Here is a 20844-nt window from a genome sequence, read left to right as displayed (position 1 = left end):
ATTTGCTGCTGATCTCCCCTCCCGATTGAGTAGTAATTGCGGCCCGTCAAACCACAACTGATGCAATCTACCGAATTGACTGCCCCCCATTGTCAGGTCTCGTCGTAACTGCGATACAGCCACCGCTGCGGCCCCCGGCTGCTGGTCAAGTCCACTGCAAAGCACTGATCAACAGGACTCTCCCGGGCTTACTTCGCAGTGATTTACCTGACCTGCCGCAAGAGCATCGCCTGCCGCGCAGATAACCAACACTAATAAGATCAAATGGGGTAAGCGATGAACATCGCAAAACTAAGCTCTCTCTCCTTGGCTGTCATTGCCGCTACCACGCAACTGGCAATAGCGGGTCAGCAACAGCAAGCCAATGGCTTCATTGAAGACAGCAGCCTCGGCTTGCTCAACCGTAATTTCTATATGAATCGCGACTTCCGTAATGGCGGCAGCAATAGCCAAGGTACCAACGGCTCCAAGCCGGCCAGCGAGCGCAATGGCTATCGCGAGGAGTGGGCACAAGGGGCCATGCTCAACTTCGCCTCCGGTTTCACCCAGGGCACCATCGGTTTCGGCACCGATGCCTTCGCCTTCGGTGGCGTCAAGCTGGACACTGGCCGTGGCCGGGTCGGCAACGGCCTGCTGCCCATCAGCAACAACCGCACCGCCGAAGCCGAAGTGCCAGATAGCTATGGCGAGATCGGCGGCGCAGTGAAGATGCGCATTTCCTCCACCGTGCTGAAGTACGGTGAACAACGCCCCACCGCTCCGGTATTCGCCACCGGCGACAACCGCTTGCTGCCGGAAACCGCTACCGGCTTCCAACTGTCGAGCAAAGAGTTCGACGCCTTTTCTTTCGAGGCTGGCCACTTCACCGCATTCAACAATCGCAATTCGACCAACTCCGATGACAAACTGCTCACCACTTACGGAGGGACCGAAGCTGACAGTGTCGACTTCATTGGCGGCACCTATAAAGTCAACAACAACCTCAGCCTGATGGCGTACACCAGTGAGGCCGAGAATGTCTGGCGTCAGCACTTCGGCAGTGCCTCCTATACGATTCCTCTGGCTGACCAGCAGTCGCTGAATTTTGGCTTGATAGCCTATAAGACCCAGGACCAAGGCGAAGCGCGTGCTGGCAAACTGGACACCACGAGCTGGTCGGCGAAGGCAGCCTATTCCTTGGGTGCCCACAAGCTCACCCTGGCTTATCAGAAGATCGATGGCGACGAGTATTTCGACTACATCGGTGTGGACTCGATCTGGCTGGCCAACTCGATTCAGTACTCCGACTTCAACGCCCCCAACGAGCGCTCCATCCAGGCTCGTTATGACCTGAACATGGCTCCATTCGGCATACCGGGGCTGAGTTTCATGGCCCGCTATGTCAAAGGTGATCAAATCGATGGCACCAAGGCCGATCCGAAGGGTGCCTATGCCAACAAGGCGGGTGACGACCAGAAGGAGTGGGAGCGTGACCTGGAAGCCAAATACGTGGTCCAGGCAGGGGCCGCCAAGGACCTGTCCTTCCGCCTGCGCCAGGCTACGCATCGCGCGACCTCGTTCGAGAGCGATATCGACGAAGTCCGCCTGATCATCGAGTACCCGCTGAGCATTCTGTAACGTTTGGTCCTGGCCGGTTTTACCTGTGGACCGGCCGGTTTTGTTGAAGGTCTGCTCCTCGCTCCCTTAGCCTTGAGGCGCCCATCCGGGCGCCTTTTTTTTAAGCAATTTCCCCCATCAGCAGTGCCTTTTGCTTTGCTCTGCATCCTGAAAGCCGATCCAGTATTTGCTGCCGATCCTGCTTCTCATTTGAGCAGTAAATGTGGCCTACAGAGCTGCCGCTTTAAGAATCTACCGAATCAATGGGGGCCTCTTGTCAGGCCTCGCAGCAGGTGAGATACAAATACTTTCCGCGGAGAAATCCGACCAGCCACGCTCCCTGTATTCGGAGATCTGTCATGTCCAACTCGCAACGCCCTGCGTATAGCTATCGCCCCATGACCCCGGCCGATGTGCCGTTGGCCCACGCCTTGTCCGTACAGCTGAAATGGCCCCACCGCCTGGAGGAATGGGCCATGTTGCAGCGCATCGCGCAGGGTTTTGTCGTAGAAGATGGAGGTCGCCTGATAGGTACCGCGTTCACCTGTGCGCAGGGAGATTACGCCACTATCGGCCTGGTGATCGTCAGTGATGAGTACCAGGGCCAGGGTATAGGTCGCAAGCTGATGGAACTGGCACTTGAGGCTTGCGGATCACGTACCGCCATGCTCAATGCGACGCTAGCCGGTGCCCCACTTTATGCCAGCCAGGGATTCATTGACTTTGGACATATTCAACAACATCAGGGGCATGCGCTGTCTCCAGTACCAAATGATCTGCCAGCCGGTGAGCACTGCCGCCCGCTGACCGAAGCCGATCGAAGCGATCAAATCGAACTGGCCAACGCCGGCAGCGGCCTGAACAGACACGCCGTGCTCAATGATCTATTCGATGTTGTCGAACACTCGGTCGGTATCGAGCGCGAGGGTCAGCTACGCGCCTTCGCCATGCTGCGCCCATTCGGCCGTGGTCGCTGCATCGGCCCGGTCATCGCGGAAAGTCCAGAGCAGGCCAAGCACTTGATCGCGGTGTTGTTGGCCCAAGTGCCGGACGCATTCGTGCGCATGGATATACCGTCCGATAGCGGACTGGCCCCTTGGCTGGAAGAAGCCGGGCTGAAGCAGGTCGACACCGTTGCGCAAATGGCTCGTGGTACCCCACCGCAGGCTATCGGCGCAGTGCGCCAGTTTGCGCTGGTGACTCAGGCCATCGGCTAACAAACCCCTTAGATCCATTCAACGCTACACGACGCATTTTCCTGGAGAAACTCCTTCATGCAAGAGCCCACTGCAGTGCTGCTGGCACACGCCGACGGCAGTCCCGTTCTAACAAAATTCACCCCCGGTTCGTTAGGGGCAAATGATCCTTTCGACAGGCATCTTGCTTATGTCGGACCGGATGACATTGCTGCCGGCGTGGTCCAGGCGAGCGGACAATTCAGCGTCGATGAATATCCCTACAGCGAAATGATCGTGGTGCACGCGGGACAAGTCATCCTGCAGAGCCAGGATGACACGCTCCAACTCAATCCCGGCGACAGCGCCGTGATTGCCCGGGGAACATCGATTCAGATCGATGCGCAACCCGACTCTCTCTGGGCATTCTGCGCCGATACACAGCCCGTTGAGGTATGCAATCCCAGCTTAACGCCTCTACCCCAGCAAACCCTGCTCTCTGCTTCGGCAGCACCGGATGCAGAAATTCTGCTAAGTCCGGCACCGCAATGTCGCTCGCACAATTTGTTTGTCGAAGAAGCGACCAACCTGCGCATCGGCGTCTGGGACTCGACACCGTATACCCGCAGGGCGAGGCCGCACATGCTGCATGAACTGATGCACTTGCTCGAAGGTAGCGTCACCCTCCAGGTGGCAGACGGAACTCATCTGACGGTCAACAGTGGCGATACGGTGTTCGTGCCCCGAGGCGCCCCATGCGCCTGGAAGAGCAGCGCCTATGTACGCAAGTTCTACGTCGTCAAATAACTCGAACCGCGTTAGTGCCGGCAGATGAGTTTTCCTCCGCCGGCCCCACCACAAAACCGATCAATCAGTTGCGGAGTACAGACAATGGGATTGGGTGGCTTCAGTACCGGAAAACTCCTGATCATCCTGTTGATCGTGATCATGCTGTTCGGAACCAGGCGCCTGAAAGGCTTGGGGTCGGATCTCGGCGACACGATCAGGGGGTTCCGCAAATCCATGGGCGACGATACGCCAGTCACCGAGGAGCCCAGGGACCCGCCCATTGACGCTCAGGCGCGCACGCTCGAAGACTCGGTAAAAAAATACTGACCCCTAATTTTATCGGCTTCAGTGAACTGCTATTGATGGTTTAGGCAGCTCTAAAGAGATCACTAATCGTGGCGTTGAAGATCGTGGGTGTGGCGAACACCCAAGCCACAGTCACAATGCAAACAGAGGTGAGAAGCGGGAATGGAAGTGCAGTTGATGTCAGACAAGTCTGTCGGTGGGGAAGCATTCTGGGAGCGCGTGTGCGCAGCCTATCCTGAGCAGCGCCCCCTCTTGAACCTGAACAACGCGGCAGTGAGTCCGCCACCGCTGGTGGTTGAGCAGGCCATGATTGATGCCTATCGGCTGATCAGCCACAACCCGGACGTCAATATGTGGAGCAAGCTCGACGCCGAGCTCCCTACGATCAAGCAACAGCTGGCTGACATGGCCGATTGCGATCCCGATGAGATCGCCCTCAACCGCAACTCATCCGAAGGCTTGTCGACAGCCATCTTCGGCATTCCATTGAAGGCCGGCGACCAAGTGCTGGTCTCACAGTGGGACTATCCGAGCGTGATAACCGGATGGTTGCAGCGTCAGCAGCGCGAAGGCATCGAAGTGGTGACCGTCGACTTCGACCTGATGGACGATGAGAATGTCATCGTGCAAGCGTATGCACAGGCAATTACCCCGCGTACCCGGGTGATCCAGCTGACCCACATGCTGCATTGGACCGGGCGAGTCCTGCCGGTCAAGCGCATCTGTGCGCTAGCCCGAGCGCGGGCGATTATCACAGTGGTGGACGGTGCCCAGACGTTTGCGCAGATGCCTCTCAGCTTCCGCGAACTGGATTGCGATTACTTCATCACCAGCCTCCACAAATGGCTGGGGGCGCCGGTCGGCAATGGCATGCTAATTGTGAGGCACGACCGAATCGACAGCACCTGGCCATTGCTGGGGCCTTTCGATCCGCCGCCGCTTCAAATCGACAAATTCGACCACTGGAATCTCGGCACCTATAACTCGGCGATACAGGCGGGCATTGCCCCGGCTATCCGTTTCCATGCACAAATCGGCACGCGAGTCATTCACGCGCGCCTACAGGAGCTGACCCGTTACTGGGTTGACCTCGCCAAAGACATTCCCGGTTTCAGGCTCCACACGCCACTTGATACCGTCGAGCTGGGCGCAGTAAGCCTGTTCTCTATCGATCAATGCGATGCTCGATGGATTGATCAGGAGCTTCGAAAAACCCACAAGGTGCATGTCAAGTTCCGCCAGATCAGGCACATAAGCGGACTTCGGGTATCGCCGGGCATCTACACGCAGAAGAGCGATCTGTGCCGCTTTGTCGAGGCGCTAAAGCAGGTGGTTGCAAGCAGGTAGCCCGGCTGGCCAGGGGATACACTTGAGACCCTCGGAGGCAGAAGCCCCCTGAAGGTGACTTGGGTGTGTTCCCCCCCCACCGAAGCTAGATGCCATCGCCCGGGGAGTACAAAGGGTTAACCAAATCGTAACTCTTTGTCAGGCGCTCGATGCTGCCATCACGTTCCAACTCCGCCAGAACCTTATCGAGACGCTGCATGAACTGGGGCTTGTAAGGATAAGCCGAAGCATTGAGCCGGGTATAACCAAGGTACCCCGCCTCACCGGAGAGCCAAGGTCCTTCGACCAGCCAGTTGAGATCGTTCTGGGCAAAGACGCCCTCGCGTTGCATCTGGTCAAGTTCCCATTGGATCGAACGGCGGTCATTGATATAGACATCTATTCGCCCATGATAGAGCCTGGCTAGATTGGTACGGTTGTCATTGGCATAACTCTGCTTCAGGGCACCTGTAGCGAGCATGCTTTGGTAGTCCTGATCGTCAATGCTCATGAACCCTCTGTTCACGCCAATACGTAGACCGCTATAGGCGAACGGGAAACGTTCGACCGGCCGTTTTCGCGCCAGTTCGGTGCGCACGAAAACCACCACCTTCTCTTTCAATATAGGCCGCGAGTAGTCCATCCAGGGTCGTGCGTTGGGACGAAAGTAGGGCGGATAGAGAGTAAAGGCACGGCCGCTGGCAACTTCCGCCAGGCCGCGCGCCCAGGGTACGGGACGAATGTGCACGTTGTATTCCGGCATGCGGGTAAAGGCGGTCCGCAGAATATCGGTGTAAAGCCCTTTGGCTTCATCCCCCTCGGCATAGCTGTATGGCGGATAGCCGGCGTCACAGAGAATGACCACGTCTATGGGAGAGCTCGCCCAACTCTTGGCGTGCAGCGCGCAGCCCAGTAAAACCACCAGTAACATTCGCACGCAAGATTTCCTTCCGTTGATCTATCTTCGCTGCGCCATCGCACAGTAAAGGAAAGGAAAGGAAAGGGGCGTTAAAACAGTTTCACAGCGCTCGCGCAGACAGGCCCGAGCGGCGTCTGCGGGAGGGGAGTTTGGGCGCGATAAAAAAAGCCCGCAGTGTCGACGGGCTAAAAGGGTGACCAACCCAGAAATGAATGAAGCTTTCCAGCCGGCCTGTTGTTATCTGGGCTCAAAGCGCCGCGGCGATTGCCATTCCGACATCCTGGGTCGAGCCCTGTCCACCCAGATCAGGGGTGATCGGTCCCTCGGAGATGACCTGCTCAATGGCCTTCAGAATACCGTCATGGGCCGCACGGTAGCGCTCATCGCCATTGCCCAGGAAATCCAGCATCAAGGCACCGGACCAGATCATTGCAATCGGGTTGGCGATGTTCTGCCCATAGATATCCGGCGCCGAGCCATGGACCGGTTCGAAAAGCGAGGGGAAGCGCCGCTCCGGATCGAGGTTGGCCGAGGGGGCGATGCCAATGGTGCCGGCACAGGCAGGTCCCAGGTCGGACAGAATGTCGCCGAACAAATTCGACGCCACCACCACATCGAAACGATCTGGTTGCAGCACGAAGCGCGCACAGAGAATGTCGATGTGTTGCTTGTCCCAAGTGACGTCCGGGTACTGCTGCGCCATTAGTGCCGTGCGCTCGTCCCAGTAGGGCATGCTGATGGAAATGCCATTGGACTTGGTGGCCGCGGTCAGACGTTTGCGCGGCCGGGTCTGGGCCAGATCGAAGGCGAACTTGAGAATCCGGTCCACGCCGCGCCGGGTGAACACCGACTCCTGCAGCACGAACTCATGCTCGGTGCCTTCGAACATCTTGCCGCCTACCGAGGAATACTCGCCCTCGGTGTTTTCGCGGATCACCACGAAATCGATGTCCCCCGCTTCGCGTCCGGCCAGCGGACACGGCACACCGGGAAACAGCCGCACCGGACGGATGTTCACGTATTGGTCGAAGTCACGGCGGAACTTCAGCAGCGAACCCCACAGGGAAATATGATCCGGCACTTTGTCCGGCCAGCCCACGGCGCCAAAGTAAATCGCGTCGAAGCCCTTTAGTTGTTCGAACCAGTCAGCGGGCATCATCTGCCCGTGCTCCAGGTAGTAATCGCAGTGAGCCCAGTCAAGCACCTCGATGCTCAAATCCAGTTGCCATTTTTTCGCGGCTTGCTCCAGTACCCGCAGCCCTTCAGGCAAGACTTCCTTGCCGATACCATCGCCGGCAATCGCGGCGATTCTAAATGTTTTACTCATCAATCGTGGCTCCTCAATGTCCTGTTCAAACGGTGACCGGATCACAGCCCACCGATGTGGAAGGCTTTGACTTCAAGGTATTCATCCAGGCCGTACTTGCTGCCTTCACGGCCCAGACCCGATTGTTTGATACCGCCAAATGGGGCGACTTCCATGGAAATGAGCCCGGTGTTGAGACCGATCATGCCGAACTCCAGCGCCTCGCCGAACCGCCATGAACGGCGCAAATCCTGGGTGAAGAAATAGGCGCCCAAGCCATAAGGCGTGGCATTGGCCAGGGCCAGCGCTTCTTCTTCACTGGTAAAGCGCATCAGCGGTGCAACTGGGCCGAAGGTTTCTTCGTTGGCCAGCAACATCCCGGCATGGGCCTCTCCGAGCACCGTTGGCTGGACGAACTGGCTGTCGCCCTCAGGGATACCACCACAAAGCAGACGAGCTCCCTGACTCAAAGCATCGTCGATATGCCGGGCAACCTTGCTCACCGCCGCTGCATTGATCAGTGGGCCGATGGTGGTATCCGCGTCCAGGCCATTGCCGACCTTGAGTTTGCCCACCTCCTCCACCAAGCGCTGGGCGAAGCGCTCGTAAATCCCATCCTGCACCAGGATCCGGTTGGCGCAAACGCAAGTCTGGCCAGCGTTGCGGAACTTGCTGAGCATGATGCCGGCCACTGCCTGTTCCAGATCAGCGTCGTCGAACACAATGAATGGCGCGTTACCGCCCAGTTCCAAGCTCAGGCGCTTGATGTGTTCGGCGCTCTGACGCATCAGCAGCCGACCGACAGCGGTGGAACCGGTAAAGGATATCTTGCGCACCGTCGGGTTGCCGGTCAGTTCTTCGCCGATGCCGACGGGCATACCGGTCACTACGTTGAACACCCCGGCCGGAATGCCGACGCGCTCGGCGAGCACTGCCAGAGCCAAGGCGGACAGCGGAGTCAGATCCGAGGGTTTGACGATGACCGGGCACCCGGCGGCCAGGGCCGGCGCGCACTTGCGAGTGATCATCGCGTTGGGGAAGTTCCACGGGGTGATCGCGGCACAAACTCCGACTGGCTGCTTGAGCGTGAGCAAGCGGCGGTCGCCACTGGGTGCCGGTATGGTCTCGCCGTAAACCCGGCGGGCTTCTTCGGCGAACCATTTGACGAAACTGGCGCCATAGCGGACCTCGCCCTTGGCTTCATTCAGCGGCTTGCCCTGTTCGCAGGTCATGATCAGCGCCAGGTCGTCGAGGTTGTCGATCATCGCCTGATACCAGCGCTCCAGCAGCGCTGCCCGTTCTGCCGCCGGGCGTGCGCGCCAAGCCGGCCAGGCGCGTTCGGCAGCTTCGATGGCGCGTCGGGTTTCGCTGCCTTGCATCGCGGGTACGCGGGCGAGCAACTGGCCGCTGGCCGGGTCGATAACATCAAGGGTCGCGGCGTTGTCGGCGCTGATCCACTGACCGTCGATGTAAGCGAGTTCTACCAGCAGGCTGGGGTCTTTCAGGCGATTCTTGAGCATGGTCGAGTCCTGTTCCGAGACAGCCTTCAGTCTATTGTGTCGCCACAGACGAGGATGCTGAAAGCGCCGCCCCGGCAGCCTTGAATGCTGAAAATCAGCATTCGACAGCAGGCTCTACTGTTGGTTTGTGAAGGCTATCGTCACGCTCTCCGGTGCCGAGATGCAGCCGGTTATCGGGCATGAATGAGGCGCAACGAGTCTCGATCAGACGATAAAATGCTTGACCATGCCATTCAGCTCACTGGCCAAGCCCGCGAGTTCCCGGCTAGAGGCCTGGCTCTGATTGGCCCCGACCGTGGCCTGTTGGGAAACATCACGGATATTGAGCAGGTTGCGATCCACCTCACGGGCAACCTGGGATTGCTCTTCGGTGGCACTTGCAATACACAGATTGCGTTCATTGATCTGGGCGATGTCGTCTACGATGGCATTCAGTGCCGAGCCCGCCGCGCGGGCGACCTCCAGGGTCTCCCGGGTTTTACCATTACTGCTTTGCATGGCTCGCAGCGTGCCGTGACTGCTTGTTTGCACTGAGCCGATAATGCTCTCAATCTGCTTGGTCGACTCCTGGGTTCGTTGCGCCAAGGCCCGAACCTCGTCGGCCACCACGGCAAAACCCCGTCCGCTTTCGCCCGCACGAGCCGCCTCGATCGCCGCATTCAAGGCGAGCAGGTTCGTTTGTTCGGCAATGCCACGAATCACATCCAACACCGAGCCGATGTCACCTATCTGACCTGCCAGGGCTTGCAGGGTGCTTGCGGTATCCTCGATATCCTCGGTCAACGATTCGATGGCACCGACTGTACGGCTGACGCTCTCTTGCCCCTGACGCGAACGCTGGTCTGCCGCTTGGGAAACCTCCGAGGCCCAGGCGGCATTACGCGCCACATCTTCGATCGCACCCGTCATTTCTGTGACCGCAGTGGCCGCCTGGTCGAGTTCAGCGCTCTGGCGTTGCACACCACGGGTGGCGTCATCGGTCACTGCACTTAACTGAGCGGACGTCGTGGCCAGTCGTTCGGAAGAACTCAAAATCTGCCTGACCGTACTGCGCAGGTTCATTTGCATGCGCCCAAGCGCCTGTAACAGGCGCGCCGCTTCATCCCTACCAACGATATCCAGTGGTCGGGTCAGGTCCCCCTCGGCGATACGCTCGGCTGCCGCCATGGCAATCGCCAACTGTTTAAGCAGACGCAGTACGATCAATGTTGCCAAGGTACCGCCGGCTAACAACAGTGCCAACAGACCTGTGGACATCAGGACGAGTCGGTGCTGGTCACTGTCGCGGCGTTTCTCCAGCGCCTCATCGAGTGCCATCAGCGCTGAACGGCCAAGGGCGTACAAGGCTTCAACAGGTGTGTTGTAAGCTGTCAGATAGTCGCCGACCGGGTAATTCAGCTTAAGCGCGTACAGGGCATCGGTAGGCTCGTTATTACCTGCGGAGTTTACGCTGGGCGCGAAATCCAGGTCCATTTCGACGGCCGATACCAATCGCGCATTGCTGAGTTCAAGCGCCTGCTGGATTTGCGGACCTAGCGCCGTGAGCGGTGCTTCCAGCAGAGTCTTGAGTTCGGGCTTGGCCGCACTCGCCTTGGTCAAGGCACGTGTCGTCTTGTCTACGCTGCTCAGCGCCTGGGTAGCCAAGCCACGCAGTGCACCTTGTTGTTCAGGCAAGATCCGGCCCTGCGCCAGATACAGGCTGCCGGCACTGCGCAACTGCCCCAACAACTCGGTGGTTTGCGGCAACTCGATCAAGGCGCCCGCCATCAGCGAGTAGGTCTCTAAAACCGGATCCAGGGACAGTTTGAAGTGATCGAGCATTGCATCCTCGATCAACAGGTAGGCGGCGATCAACTGGCTATGCCGGGCCAGACTCTGCGGGCCCTTGACTGTGGACTGACCAACCTGGCCGGCCAGCTCTTGCCATTGTTGTTGCGCCTGTCGCCAGGCAGCCAGAATGGTGGGGGCGACTTGGGCCTCCTGTAAAACCTGCTCGGTTGCCGCGACGGCGCGATCCACTTCGGCCTGTTTGTCCAGACGGGCTTTGTAGAAGTCCCGGTTGCCGGCCAGCACGATGGACGACACATCGCGATGCTGCTGTGTCAGGTGGATCAGTTGGAGCAACGCCTGCACCGGTCGTATGCCGCGCAGCTCCAGATTGGTCTGGCGGCTATTCTGGTACGCGCCCAGTACGTAGAGGCCGGTTGGGATGGCAATCAGGGTCACGGCCAGCAAGCCGAGCAAGATGAACTTGCCAGCGAATGACAGGCGCTCAAGCACTTTCATGGGGGGACTCCGGAAGAGATGCGAGTGGCTAGCGATTTTTCTGAGCAGGCACAACTGAGCAAATCCGCAAAGCCTTTCTCAGCACTTCACAGACTGCCTGTACGGTGAATGGGTGAACTCAGGTTCGAAGGTCACGCGTTCCTGGACGCCATGCCTGAACAGGGCCAGGCGCGTGACAATCAAAGTTGGGAGTCAGCGAGCCGAACCCTAAAGCCGCATCGAGCCCAACAACCCTTGAAGAAAATGCTCGCCGGCTTCCATCTGGCTGATTTCGATGAACTCGTCAGGCTTGTGCGCCTGTTCTATCGAGCCCGGGCCGCAGACCACCACCGGCACATCCAGCCGCTGTTTGAACAACCCGCCCTCGGTGCCGAAGGAGACCTTGGCGGTACCGGTATCCGGCGCGGCAAAGTTCTTCAGAAAACGTACCGCTTCAACACTCGGGTGAGTATCGAGGCCGGGATAGACGTTCAGGGTTTCGATCTCGATATCCGCCACACTGGACAGCTTTTTGGCTTCGCGCACGATCACTTCGGCACGCTCGCGCATCTGTTCCAGGAACTGATCCAGGTCGTCCGCCGGCAAGTTGCGCACTTCGAAATCCAGGGTGCACAGGTTCGGCACGATATTCAGCGCCTTGCCGCCGACAATCTGCCCGACATGCACGGTGCTGTAGGGCACGTCAAAGTCGGCATCCTGAGCGCCCTGCTCTTGCAATTGCTGCTGGCCCTGACGCAGCGCGGCGATGAAGTCGCAAGCCACGTGAATCGCATTGACCGAGCGCGGTGCCAGGGAGGAATGGGCTTCCAGGCCGCGACAGTAAGAACGGTAAGAGCCCTTGCCCTTGTGCCCAAGCACGAACTGCATGTTGGTCGGCTCACCGATCACGCACAGAAACGGCCGCACCGGCGCCAGATGCAGTACATCCAGTAAGCGTCGAACACCCACGCAGCCGATTTCTTCGTCGTGGGACAGCGCCAGTTGCAACGGCCGACTCAACGGATGATCGGCGGCATCGAGAATGGCGTCGATAGCCAACGCGACAAAGCCCTTCATATCGCAACTGCCACGGCCATAGATCCGACCGTCCTGCACGGTCGCCTGAAACGCCGGAAAGGTCCAGGCCTGCCCCGCTGCCGGCACCACGTCGGTATGCCCGGACAGCAAAATCCCCGGCACCTCCCGCGGACCAGTACTGGCGAACAGGTTGGCCTTTTTGCCGCTGGAGTCCTTGACGATCAGCGACTCGATGCCCTTGGTCAGCAGCAGATCGCGCACGTACTCAATCAAGGCCATGTTCGATTCCGCAGAAACGGTTTCAAAGGCCATCAGGCGTTTGAGAATGTCCAGCACGCGGGGTTTCATGAGACCTTGCTCCGTTGCTCGACTGAAGAAGCGAACCGGTTGATGGAAAACGGCGAAATCGAAGTGCTGGTGCTGCCGGTGCTGATCAGTTCGGCCATCACGTCGCCCACGCCCGGACCGAGCTGGAAGCCATGGCCGGAGAAACCGAAGGCATAGAACAAGCCATCAACGGTGCCGCTTGGCCCCATTACTGGCAGGGAATCAGGCAAATAACCTTCGATACCACTCCAGACCCGAATGATGTTCAGGTTGCCTACACCCGGCAGCAAACGACGCATTTGCTCAAACTGATTGAGGATGCTGCGTGGCTCTACCTGAGCCCGACGAAGGAGCATGTCGGGCTTACTGCGGTAGCCGCCACCAATGACGATGTTGCCGCGGGGGATCTGGCGGAAATAAATCATTTCCTCGGGAATCTTGGTGTAAACGCCGATCACTGTCGGCAAGGCGTAAGGCACTGGCTCGGTCACGGCCATTTGCGGACCATGGGTTTCCAGCGGCACCGGTTCGCCGAATTGCGCCGAGAGTTTTTGGCCCCAGGCGCCAGCGGTGATCAACAGCTGAGCGGCGCAGAACTGACGACCGTCGGTGGTGCTGATGTGGAACTCACCGCCGACCTTTTGCACCTCGGCCACTTCCGTGCGCTCTTCGATCTGCGCACCGAGGCGTCGTGCCGCGCGGGCAAATGCCGGGGCCGCCAGACGCGGGTTGGCATGCCCATCGTGGGGGGCATAAGAGCCGCCCTTCACATCCGGGCCGAGAAACGGAAAGCGCTTATGTAATTCGTCGCCACTAAAGATCTTCAGCTCCAGCTGCTCTGCCTCAGGGGCGTCTGCGTAGGCTTGCAGCTCGGCGATCTCGTCTTCGCGGTAACTCACCCGCATATGCCCACTGGTGATGAATTCCAGGTCATCGTCAATCAGTTCTGGCAGACGCTTCCATAACGCCCAGGAACGATTGGCCAGTTCCAGCTGCCCGAGGTAACGCCCTTGACGTCGCACGTTGCCGAAATTCACGCCGCTGGCGTACTGACCGATCTGGTCGCGTTCCAGCAAAATCACCGACTGCCCGCGCAGACGCAGGAAAAACGCCGCCGCCGAGCCCATCAGGCCGCCGCCAACAATCACGACATCGGCTTTCTGTACCGTCATGGCGACACCTCCTCGGTGAGTATCGAAAGGGGTTTGACCGGCGCCTGCCCCCGTTGTCGGCCGACCTGTTGCACGCTGACACCCGCGGCGGCAGCAATCACCTCAGCGCCGGCCTGGGAGCAATAACGCCCCTGGCAGCGGCCCATGCCGACCCGGCTGAAGGCCTTGGCCCGATTGACTTCACAGGCCCCCTTCTCACTGACGGTCCGGCGCAACTCACCGGCCGTGATCATTTCGCATCGGCAGACGATCGCCTCGTCCGGCAGCGCTTTGGCCTGGGCGCTTGGCCAGGGAAACGCCTGCGCCAGGCCGAGGCGAAATTCATCCATCACCGCCAGCGCGTGCCGTTGTTCGTCGCGCAACCCGACGTTCATCGGTTGCTGCTGATCCTCCAGCAGCGCCATGGCCACCAGTCTCCCGGCGTGTTCGGCCGCATCGGCACCGCGAATCTTCGAACCGTCACCGGCGGCATACACACCGCTGACCGAGGTCCGGCCGTCTTCATCCGTGGCCAGCCACCATTGGCTCGACGCTTCATCGAAGCGCATACGGCAACCGGCCAGGTCGGCCAATTGGGTTTCCGGGCGCAGGTGATAACCGAGGGCCACGGCATCGCAATCCACCGTCAAGTCCTCACCGCGCGCCGTGCGCACGCGTACGCCACTGACACCGCTGGCCGCATCGCCCAGCACTTGAAGCGGCGAAATGCCCAGGTGCACCGGGATCTTCGCGCGATACAACTGCGCCAACAGCTTCATTCCGGTGAACAGCAAGCCCGGACGCGCCAGCAGTTTCGGCATGGCAAGGATGCGTTTGCTCAGAGGCGAAGTGTCGAGCACTGCCGCGACCTTGGCGCCCGCCTTCACATACTGACTGGCGACCAGATACAGCAGCGGTCCGCTGCCCATGAACGCCACGCGGTGGCCGATGGACACAGCCTGAGATTTCAGGGCGATCTGCGCACCACCGAGACTATACGTGCCCGCCAACTGCCAGCCTTCGATCGGCATTAAGCGGTCGGTGGCACCGGTGCAGAGGATCAGCGCGTCGTAATCCACTGTCGAGTGCTTGCCCTGGCTGACACAGCACAATTGTCCCGGTGTCAGGTTCCACACCAGCGTGTCCGGGCGATAGTCGATCTGCCCGCGCAAGCGATCGAAGCTCTGGTGCAAATCGTTGGCCTTGGCGGCTTCGGTGCCATACAGCGTGGCGTAATCCCGGGTAAAACCTTCGGGCTGTCGACGGTAGATCTGCCCGCCATCCCGGCGATTCTCGTCGATCAGGATGGGCTTGAATCCAGCGGCGACCAGGGTTTCGGCACAACGTGTACCGGCCGGTCCGGCGCCGACGATAACGACTCGATGAGTGCTCAGCCGCGCAGTGGCCATATTGCCTCCGGTTGTGTGGTGACAATATCCAGGCCTTCACGGACCTCATTGGAACAGGCCCGTAGACGCTCGCCGCTGCGGGTCCAGACCCAACAGTCCTGGCAGGCTCCCATCAGACAGAAACCGGCGCGCCGACCCGGATCGAACTCCGACTGGCGCAACGCCGAGCCCTGAGTCAGCAGCGCGACCATCAGCGTATCGCCCTGCAGCGCCTCGATGGGCATGCCGTCTACCTTCAGTTGGACGGTTGGCCGACCCTGTTCGGCCAGCCTGACGAAACGCCCGTTCATGCGTAGGCTCCCACGATCATGTTGTTTGAATGCTGCTGGGTTTCCAGCAACTCGGAACTGTCGTGATGGCAAAGGATTTCACTGCCGCCAACAATCATCCGACGGTCCGGCGCAACGCAATTGCACAGACCGTCAACCCGCACCGGGCAGCGATTGAGGAAGGTGCACAGCCCTGGCACATTGGCCTTTGCACCTATGGGCGGCAGCGTGCCACAGGTGGTTGTACCGCAGCTTTCCAGCCAGCCCTGACGCAACTCCGGCACCGAATGGATCAACAGATCGGTATAGGGATGGAATGGTGCTTCAGCGTACGATTGTCGAGTCCCGGCCTGAATCTTGTGGCCGCTGTACATCACCACAATGTCGTCGCACAGGGCTCGCACGGTGGAGATGTCATGGCTGATGAACAGATAGGACACCCCCAGTTCCTGTCGCAGGTCGCGCAGCAGTTCGAGAATCGCTGCACCGACCACGGTATCCAGTGCCGAGGTCACCTCGTCGCAGAGAATCAGATCCGGCTTGGCCGCCAGGGCCCGGGCCAGATTGACCCGTTGTTTCTGCCCGCCGGACAGTTCGTTCGGACGACGTTCAGCCATCGTGCGTGGTAAACGAACGAGATCCAGCAACTCACCGATACGCTCGCGCAATGCCGCACCCTTAAGCCCGAAATACATTTTCAGCGGGCGGCTCAGAATAGTGCTGACGCTGTGCATCGGGTTGAGTGCGGTGTCGGCATTCTGAAAGACCATTTGAATGCGTCGGAACTGCTCGTCGGTGCGCGACGACAGGCTGCCACTCAGGGGCTGGCCATCGAAGGTCAGCCCGCCGAGGGCCGGCTCCAACAACCCGGCCACCACCCGCGCCAAAGTCGACTTGCCAGAACCTGACTCACCGATGACTCCAATCGCCTGGCCCCGCCGCACGGTCAGATCAATGTCCTCCAATACGAGGATCGATGGCATGCCATGCGCGTTCTTGTTGCCGTAACCGGCGGTCAGCCCCTGGATGGTCAGCAAAGGCGTGTCTTCAGCAACACCACAAGGTGGACGAATTGTGGTGTCCGGCCGTGCTGCCGCCAACAAGCTGCGGGTGTATTCGTGGGCCGGGCCTTTGAGCAACGGTGCCGTGGCGCTCTGTTCGAAGATTTCGCCGCCATTGAGCACCACGATCTGATCGGCCATCTGCGCCACCACGGCCAAATCGTGGGATACGTAGACCGCTGTCGCGCCACGTTCACGGACCACCCGTTTGAAGGCGCGCAGTACATCGATCTGGGTCGTCACATCAAGCGCCGTCGTCGGCTCGTCGAGCACGACCAGCAATGGATCGCTGATCAGCGCCATGGCCGCCATCACACGTTGCAGTTGCCCGCCGGAAACCTGATGGGGGTAACGCTGGCCAATGTGATCGGGGTCTGGCAGGGCCAGGTCGCGGAACAACTCGATGGCCTTGGCCTCAAGCACAGCCTGGCTACCCAAGCCATGAATCAACGCCCCCTCAATCACTTGATCGATGAGTCTTTTCGCCGGATTGAACGCCGCTGCGGCGCTCTGGGCGATATACGAAACCCGGTTGCCCCTCAACTTTTGCAACTCGCTTTCGTTCAACGCCAGCATGTCGTGCTCGCCGATTTGCACCATGCCGCCAGCCAGCCGACAACCGCGCCGGGCATAACCGAGTAACGCCAGGGCGATAGTGGTCTTGCCTGACCCGGACTCACCGATCAACGCCAGCACTTCGCCTTTCTGCAGGGAGAAGCTTACGCCCTTGACGATTTCCACCTCACCAAGCTCGCCACAGGCGACCACTCGCAGGTCCTGAACGCTAATTAATTCACTCATTTCAATGGCCTCCCGAACGTCGACTACGTCGCGACGACAGTCGGTCGATAAACAGATTCACACCGATGGTCAGGGTGCCAATGGCCAGCGCCGGTATCACAATGGCCGGCGCGCCCTGATTGAGGCCGCCGATGTTCTCGCGAACCAGCGAGCCGAGGTCGGCATCCGGTGGTTGCACACCCAACCCCAGGAAACTCATGCCACTGAGCAGCAGCACGATGAAGCCAAAGCGCAACCCCAGGTCCGTCAGCACGGGGTTGAGCATGTTCGGCAGGATTTCCACGCAGGCGATGTACAGCCGACGTTCGCCGCGAGTACGGGCTACTTGCACATACTCCAGCGCTTCGATGTTCACCGCCATGCTGCGGGCGATGCGGAATGCGCCCGGGGTGAAGCTCAATACCGCCGTGCAGATCAGCAAGGTGACCGAGGAGCCGAAGGCCGAGACCATGATCAGCGCCAGCATCTTGCTGGGGATTGAAATGAAAGCGTCCATCAGTCGACTGATCAATTCATCCAGCCACTTCGGTGACACCACCGACAACAATGCACAACTGGTCCCCAGACTGCTGGCCAAAACCGCGGCCACCAAGGCCAGGCCGACGGTGAATCGTGCGCCGACGAGGATCCGACTGAGCATGTCGCGGCCCAGGTAATCGGTGCCGAACGGGTAAGTAGCGCTCAGGGTGTCGAAGACATTATCAGAGACCACTTCCCCGACCGGATGCGGTGCCAGCCATGGGCCGAAGATGGCCACCAGCAACCAGATCACACACATCGCAGCGCCGATCAGGCCGACCCAGGACGATCCGTGGGAAACTTTGCCCAGCGCCAATTTGGTAGTAGTCGGCGATTTCACAATGAGATTGTTCATTGATTTCTCAGCCTCGGATTGGAAAGAATCGCGCACAGGTCGGCAATCAGCACCAACGTCAAATACGCCGTACAAAACAACATGGTGCAGGCTTGAACCAGGGCCATGTCGCGGTTGGTCACGGCATCGACCATCAGGCTGGCGATGCCGGGGTAGTTAAAGATCGTTTCAACGATCACCACCCCGCCCAACAGGTAAGACAGGCTCAGGGCGATGGCATTGGCAATGGGTCCGATTGCGTTGGGCAAGGCATGGCGTAAAACGATCCGAATCTTGCTCACACCTTTGAGCCGGGCCATTTCCACGTAAGGGCTGTCGAGCTGATCAATCACCGCCGCCCGGGTCATGCGCGCCATTTGCGCGACTATCACGCAGCACAGCGTCATCACCGGCAATGCGTAAGTGCGCATGAATTGCCAGGGTGAAGTGATGTCACTGGCATAGGACAGCGCCGACAACCAGCCCAGGTTCACCGCGAAAATCAGAACCGCCAGGGTAGCGACCAAAAACTCTGGCACCGCCACCATGGTCAAGGTGAAAAAGCTCAGGAAACTGTCGATGCGCCCGCCCCGGCCCATGGCCGAACCGATGCCCAGAAACAACGCCACCGGTACTGACACCAGCGCCGTCGCAGCCGCCAGCATCAGGGTGTTGGGCAGACGCCCGGCCATCAAGTCACTGACCGGCATGGCGTTGGACACCGACAGCCCCATATCACCGCTAAGCAGGTTCATCAACCAGTGCAGGTAACGCAACACACCGGGCTGATCCAGCCCCATTTTCAGGCGCAAGGCTGCCACTTGTTCCGGCGTGGCGAACTGCCCCAGAGACTGCTGTGCCGCGTCCCCCGGCAGCACCGCCGTGATGGCGAAAACCACCATGGACACAATCAACAAGGTCACGATCGCCGCGCCCAGGCGCCGGCCGATCAACCACAGTGTGTTGCTGTTCATCACCCTATCCTCATGCAATGTAGCTGCAGCAAAAACCCGACTTTCATCAAGCGTCCAGCCAGACCTGTTCGGCGAACATGTACCCCATGAAACCGCCCAGGGGGTTGGTGCCGTAGCCCTTGACTCGCTGATCGGCGCCATCGATGTTGCTGATGAACACCGGCACGCCGATACCGCTGTGCTCATGCACCAGGGTTTGCATATCTGCGTACATCTTGCCGCGCTTGGCCTCGTCGGTTTCACCTCGGGCTTGTACCAACAGTTGGTCGAACTGTTCGTTTTTCCAGCCGGACTCATTCCAGGGTGCTGTCGACTGGAAGAACTGCGAGAAAAGCATGTCGGCATTGGGCCGCGGATTGATGTTGCCAAAGCTCAGTGGGTGCTTCGCCCAATGGTTGGACCAGTAGCCATCACTCGGCAGACGGTTGACGTCGAGCTTGAGCCCCGCCTGTTTGGCTGACTGCTGCAGCAGCACGGCGATGTCTACCGAACCGGTCGCAGCCGGCGAGCACATCAGCGGCATAGTGATGCTTTCCATACCGGCCTTTTTGAGCAGGAACTTGGCTTTTTCCGGATCGTAGGCACGTTGTGGTAGGTCGGCGTTGAAGAAGCGCGCACCGGGTGCGATCGGTTGATCGTTGCCGACCCTGGCGTAGCCGCGGAATATCGCCGACTTGATCTGCTCGCGGTCCAGCAAGTATTTCATGGCCTGGGTGAATTCCGGGCTTTTGCCCGGCAGTTGGTCCTGACGGATGATCAGGTCAGTGTAGTTACCCGACGGCGAGTCCACGACCCGATGCTTGGTGCTGCCCTTGATGCGAACCGTCGAGCGCGGGTTAACCTCGTTGACGATGTGTACGTCGCCCGACAACAGGGCGTTGACCCGTGACGACTCGTCGGCAATGGCGATAAATTCGATCTCGTCCAGATATGGCAAGCCGGGTTTCCAGTAATTGGAATTGCGCACACCAATCGAACGCTCCCCTGGTTTGAACTCCTTGGCCTTGAACGGGCCGGTACCGATGCCCTGGTTGAAATCGCTCGTACCCTCGGGAACGATCAACATGTGAGAGATGGCAAGAACCGACGGCAATTCAGCATTCGGGCCGCTCAATTGTATCTGCACTTCGTGGGTGCCGACGGCCTTGACCTCGGCGAACTGCGATGCCAGCGGCAGGACCTTGGAACCGGTGAGTGGATCTTTGTGCCGCAATAGAGAAAACACCACGTCGGCGGCGGTCAGCGCCTTGCCGTTGTGGAAGGTCACTTCCTTGCGCAGGCTGATTACCCAGAGCGTGGCGTCAGTAGTTTCGATACGCTCGGCCAACTCCAGTTGCGGCACCATATGGTTGTCGAAACGCGTCAGACCGTTGTAGAACATGTAATGACGCACGTAGTCGGTGGAGCCTGAACCTTTGGCCGGATCCAGGGTGTCGGCGGTTGAACTGGAGGAGCCTGCGACACGGATACGACCGCCTGGCTTGCCTTTGCCAGGGCTTGCAGCTTCATCATCGGCAAACAGCTTGCCAGCGGCGCCGAACAGACTACTGGCACCCGCGACAGCCACCCCGGCCAACCCCAGCATTTGCAATGCATTGCGACGCGACATGCCGCGATTGAGCCCTTCGAAAACGCGCAGACTTTCTTCACCGGTGATCAGCTGGGAGTCGATATTATTTTTTTTGTCAGTCATGTCAGTCCTACCTTTCGTCAATGATCAGGCTCAAGTGCTGCTGATTAAGCGCAGCGTGGTTGAAAC

17 protein-coding genes are annotated in these 20844 nt (G+C 59.4%); 5 read left to right on the top strand and 12 right to left on the bottom strand.

What is annotated here, in order from left to right; translation table 11 throughout:
• The first annotated feature begins 276 nt into the window (after window positions 1–276).
• The 5 genes from WHX55_RS10830 to WHX55_RS10810 all read left to right on the top strand — a co-directional run bounded on the left by WHX55_RS10830 (window position 277) and on the right by WHX55_RS10810 (window position 5213).
• Window positions 277–1617, top strand: a complete 1341-nt coding sequence (locus WHX55_RS10830) for an OprD family porin (RefSeq protein ID WP_150752396.1) — start codon at window positions 277–279, stop codon at window positions 1615–1617.
• Between the two features lie 338 nt (window positions 1618–1955).
• Window positions 1956–2813, top strand: coding sequence for a GNAT family N-acetyltransferase (locus WHX55_RS10825; RefSeq protein WP_353742548.1), 858 nt, complete (start codon window positions 1956–1958; stop codon window positions 2811–2813).
• 57 nt (window positions 2814–2870) lie between these two features.
• Window positions 2871–3578: a cupin domain-containing protein gene (locus tag WHX55_RS10820; RefSeq protein ID WP_150752398.1), complete on the top strand. Its 708-nt coding sequence runs from the start codon at window positions 2871–2873 to the stop codon at window positions 3576–3578.
• Window positions 3579–3662: 84 nt separating this feature from the next.
• A complete protein-coding gene (gene tatA / locus WHX55_RS10815) occupies window positions 3663–3887 on the top strand; it encodes a twin-arginine translocase TatA/TatE family subunit (RefSeq protein WP_150752399.1) in 225 nt (74 codons plus the stop codon).
• A 141-nt stretch (window positions 3888–4028) separates the two neighbouring features.
• Window positions 4029–5213: an aminotransferase class V-fold PLP-dependent enzyme gene (locus WHX55_RS10810; RefSeq protein WP_150752400.1), complete on the top strand. Its 1185-nt coding sequence runs from the start codon at window positions 4029–4031 to the stop codon at window positions 5211–5213.
• 85 nt (window positions 5214–5298) lie between these two features.
• On the opposite strand, the gene WHX55_RS10805 is transcribed toward WHX55_RS10810, so the two are convergent.
• The 12 genes from WHX55_RS10805 to WHX55_RS10750 form a co-directional block, all read right to left on the bottom strand.
• Window positions 5299–6123 (bottom strand): transporter substrate-binding domain-containing protein, encoded by an 825-nt coding sequence (locus WHX55_RS10805; RefSeq protein WP_224794435.1) that lies wholly within the window; start codon window positions 6121–6123, stop codon window positions 5299–5301.
• Window positions 6124–6358: 235 nt separating this feature from the next.
• The gene (locus WHX55_RS10800) at window positions 6359–7438 is read right to left on the bottom strand and encodes a tartrate dehydrogenase (RefSeq protein ID WP_150752402.1); all 1080 of its coding nucleotides are present in this window, start codon (window positions 7436–7438) and stop codon (window positions 6359–6361) included.
• A 41-nt stretch (window positions 7439–7479) separates the two neighbouring features.
• The gene (locus WHX55_RS10795) at window positions 7480–8937 is read right to left on the bottom strand and encodes an NAD-dependent succinate-semialdehyde dehydrogenase (protein ID WP_150752403.1); all 1458 of its coding nucleotides are present in this window, start codon (window positions 8935–8937) and stop codon (window positions 7480–7482) included.
• 204 nt (window positions 8938–9141) lie between these two features.
• Entirely contained in the window at window positions 9142–11223 is a 2082-nt protein-coding gene (locus tag WHX55_RS10790) for a methyl-accepting chemotaxis protein (RefSeq protein ID WP_150752404.1), read from the bottom strand.
• A 207-nt stretch (window positions 11224–11430) separates the two neighbouring features.
• Window positions 11431–12588, bottom strand: a complete 1158-nt coding sequence (argE, locus tag WHX55_RS10785; protein WP_150752405.1) for an acetylornithine deacetylase — start codon at window positions 12586–12588, stop codon at window positions 11431–11433.
• Entirely contained in the window at window positions 12585–13739 is a 1155-nt protein-coding gene (locus tag WHX55_RS10780) for an FAD-dependent oxidoreductase (protein WP_150752406.1), read from the bottom strand. Before WHX55_RS10780 ends, argE begins: the two co-directional genes overlap by 4 nt.
• Entirely contained in the window at window positions 13736–15127 is a 1392-nt protein-coding gene (locus tag WHX55_RS10775) for an FAD-dependent oxidoreductase (RefSeq protein ID WP_150752407.1), read from the bottom strand. The genes WHX55_RS10780 and WHX55_RS10775 overlap by 4 nt, the downstream gene beginning before the upstream one ends.
• Window positions 15109–15417, bottom strand: coding sequence for a (2Fe-2S)-binding protein (locus WHX55_RS10770; RefSeq protein WP_108232305.1), 309 nt, complete (start codon window positions 15415–15417; stop codon window positions 15109–15111). Before WHX55_RS10770 ends, WHX55_RS10775 begins: the two co-directional genes overlap by 19 nt.
• Window positions 15414–17258: an ABC transporter ATP-binding protein gene (locus tag WHX55_RS10765; protein WP_150752408.1), complete on the bottom strand. Its 1845-nt coding sequence runs from the start codon at window positions 17256–17258 to the stop codon at window positions 15414–15416. Before WHX55_RS10765 ends, WHX55_RS10770 begins: the two co-directional genes overlap by 4 nt.
• 1 nt (window position 17259) lies before the next feature.
• A complete protein-coding gene (locus tag WHX55_RS10760; RefSeq protein ID WP_150752409.1) occupies window positions 17260–18132 on the bottom strand; it encodes an ABC transporter permease in 873 nt (290 codons plus the stop codon).
• Window positions 18129–19085, bottom strand: coding sequence for an ABC transporter permease (locus WHX55_RS10755; protein ID WP_150752410.1), 957 nt, complete (start codon window positions 19083–19085; stop codon window positions 18129–18131). The genes WHX55_RS10760 and WHX55_RS10755 overlap by 4 nt, the downstream gene beginning before the upstream one ends.
• A gap of 46 nt (window positions 19086–19131) precedes the next feature.
• A complete protein-coding gene (locus tag WHX55_RS10750) occupies window positions 19132–20778 on the bottom strand; it encodes an ABC transporter substrate-binding protein (protein WP_150752411.1) in 1647 nt (548 codons plus the stop codon).
• Window positions 20779–20844: the final 66 nt, after the last annotated feature.

Origin of the sequence: Pseudomonas fluorescens (assembly GCF_040448305.1) — a bacterium.
GTDB lineage: Bacteria > Pseudomonadota > Gammaproteobacteria > Pseudomonadales > Pseudomonadaceae > Aquipseudomonas > Aquipseudomonas fluorescens_BH.
Note: the sequence above shows the minus strand (reverse complement) of the source record. Positions and strands in the feature narration are given on the sequence as shown.

Bases quoted from the DNA above. Each gene is read 5' to 3' on its own strand.
- WHX55_RS10830 (WP_150752396.1), top strand. From the start codon at position 277: ATGAACATCGCAAAACTAAGCTCTCTCTCCTTGGCTGTCATTGCCGCT.
- WHX55_RS10825 (WP_353742548.1), top strand. From the start codon at position 1,956: ATGTCCAACTCGCAACGCCCTGCGTATAGCTATCGCCCCATGACCCCG.
- WHX55_RS10820 (WP_150752398.1), top strand. From the start codon at position 2,871: ATGCAAGAGCCCACTGCAGTGCTGCTGGCACACGCCGACGGCAGTCCC.
- tatA (WP_150752399.1), top strand. From the start codon at position 3,663: ATGGGATTGGGTGGCTTCAGTACCGGAAAACTCCTGATCATCCTGTTG.
- WHX55_RS10810 (WP_150752400.1), top strand. From the start codon at position 4,029: ATGGAAGTGCAGTTGATGTCAGACAAGTCTGTCGGTGGGGAAGCATTC.
- WHX55_RS10805 (WP_224794435.1), bottom strand. From the start codon at position 6,123: ATGTTACTGGTGGTTTTACTGGGCTGCGCGCTGCACGCCAAGAGTTGG.
- WHX55_RS10800 (WP_150752402.1), bottom strand. From the start codon at position 7,438: ATGAGTAAAACATTTAGAATCGCCGCGATTGCCGGCGATGGTATCGGC.
- WHX55_RS10795 (WP_150752403.1), bottom strand. From the start codon at position 8,937: ATGCTCAAGAATCGCCTGAAAGACCCCAGCCTGCTGGTAGAACTCGCT.
- WHX55_RS10790 (WP_150752404.1), bottom strand. From the start codon at position 11,223: ATGAAAGTGCTTGAGCGCCTGTCATTCGCTGGCAAGTTCATCTTGCTC.
- argE (WP_150752405.1), bottom strand. From the start codon at position 12,588: ATGAAACCCCGCGTGCTGGACATTCTCAAACGCCTGATGGCCTTTGAA.
- WHX55_RS10780 (WP_150752406.1), bottom strand. From the start codon at position 13,739: ATGACGGTACAGAAAGCCGATGTCGTGATTGTTGGCGGCGGCCTGATG.
- WHX55_RS10775 (WP_150752407.1), bottom strand. From the start codon at position 15,127: ATGGCCACTGCGCGGCTGAGCACTCATCGAGTCGTTATCGTCGGCGCC.
- WHX55_RS10770 (WP_108232305.1), bottom strand. From the start codon at position 15,417: ATGAACGGGCGTTTCGTCAGGCTGGCCGAACAGGGTCGGCCAACCGTC.
- WHX55_RS10765 (WP_150752408.1), bottom strand. From the start codon at position 17,258: ATGAGTGAATTAATTAGCGTTCAGGACCTGCGAGTGGTCGCCTGTGGC.
- WHX55_RS10760 (WP_150752409.1), bottom strand. From the start codon at position 18,132: ATGAACAATCTCATTGTGAAATCGCCGACTACTACCAAATTGGCGCTG.
- WHX55_RS10755 (WP_150752410.1), bottom strand. From the start codon at position 19,085: ATGAACAGCAACACACTGTGGTTGATCGGCCGGCGCCTGGGCGCGGCG.
- WHX55_RS10750 (WP_150752411.1), bottom strand. From the start codon at position 20,778: ATGACTGACAAAAAAAATAATATCGACTCCCAGCTGATCACCGGTGAA.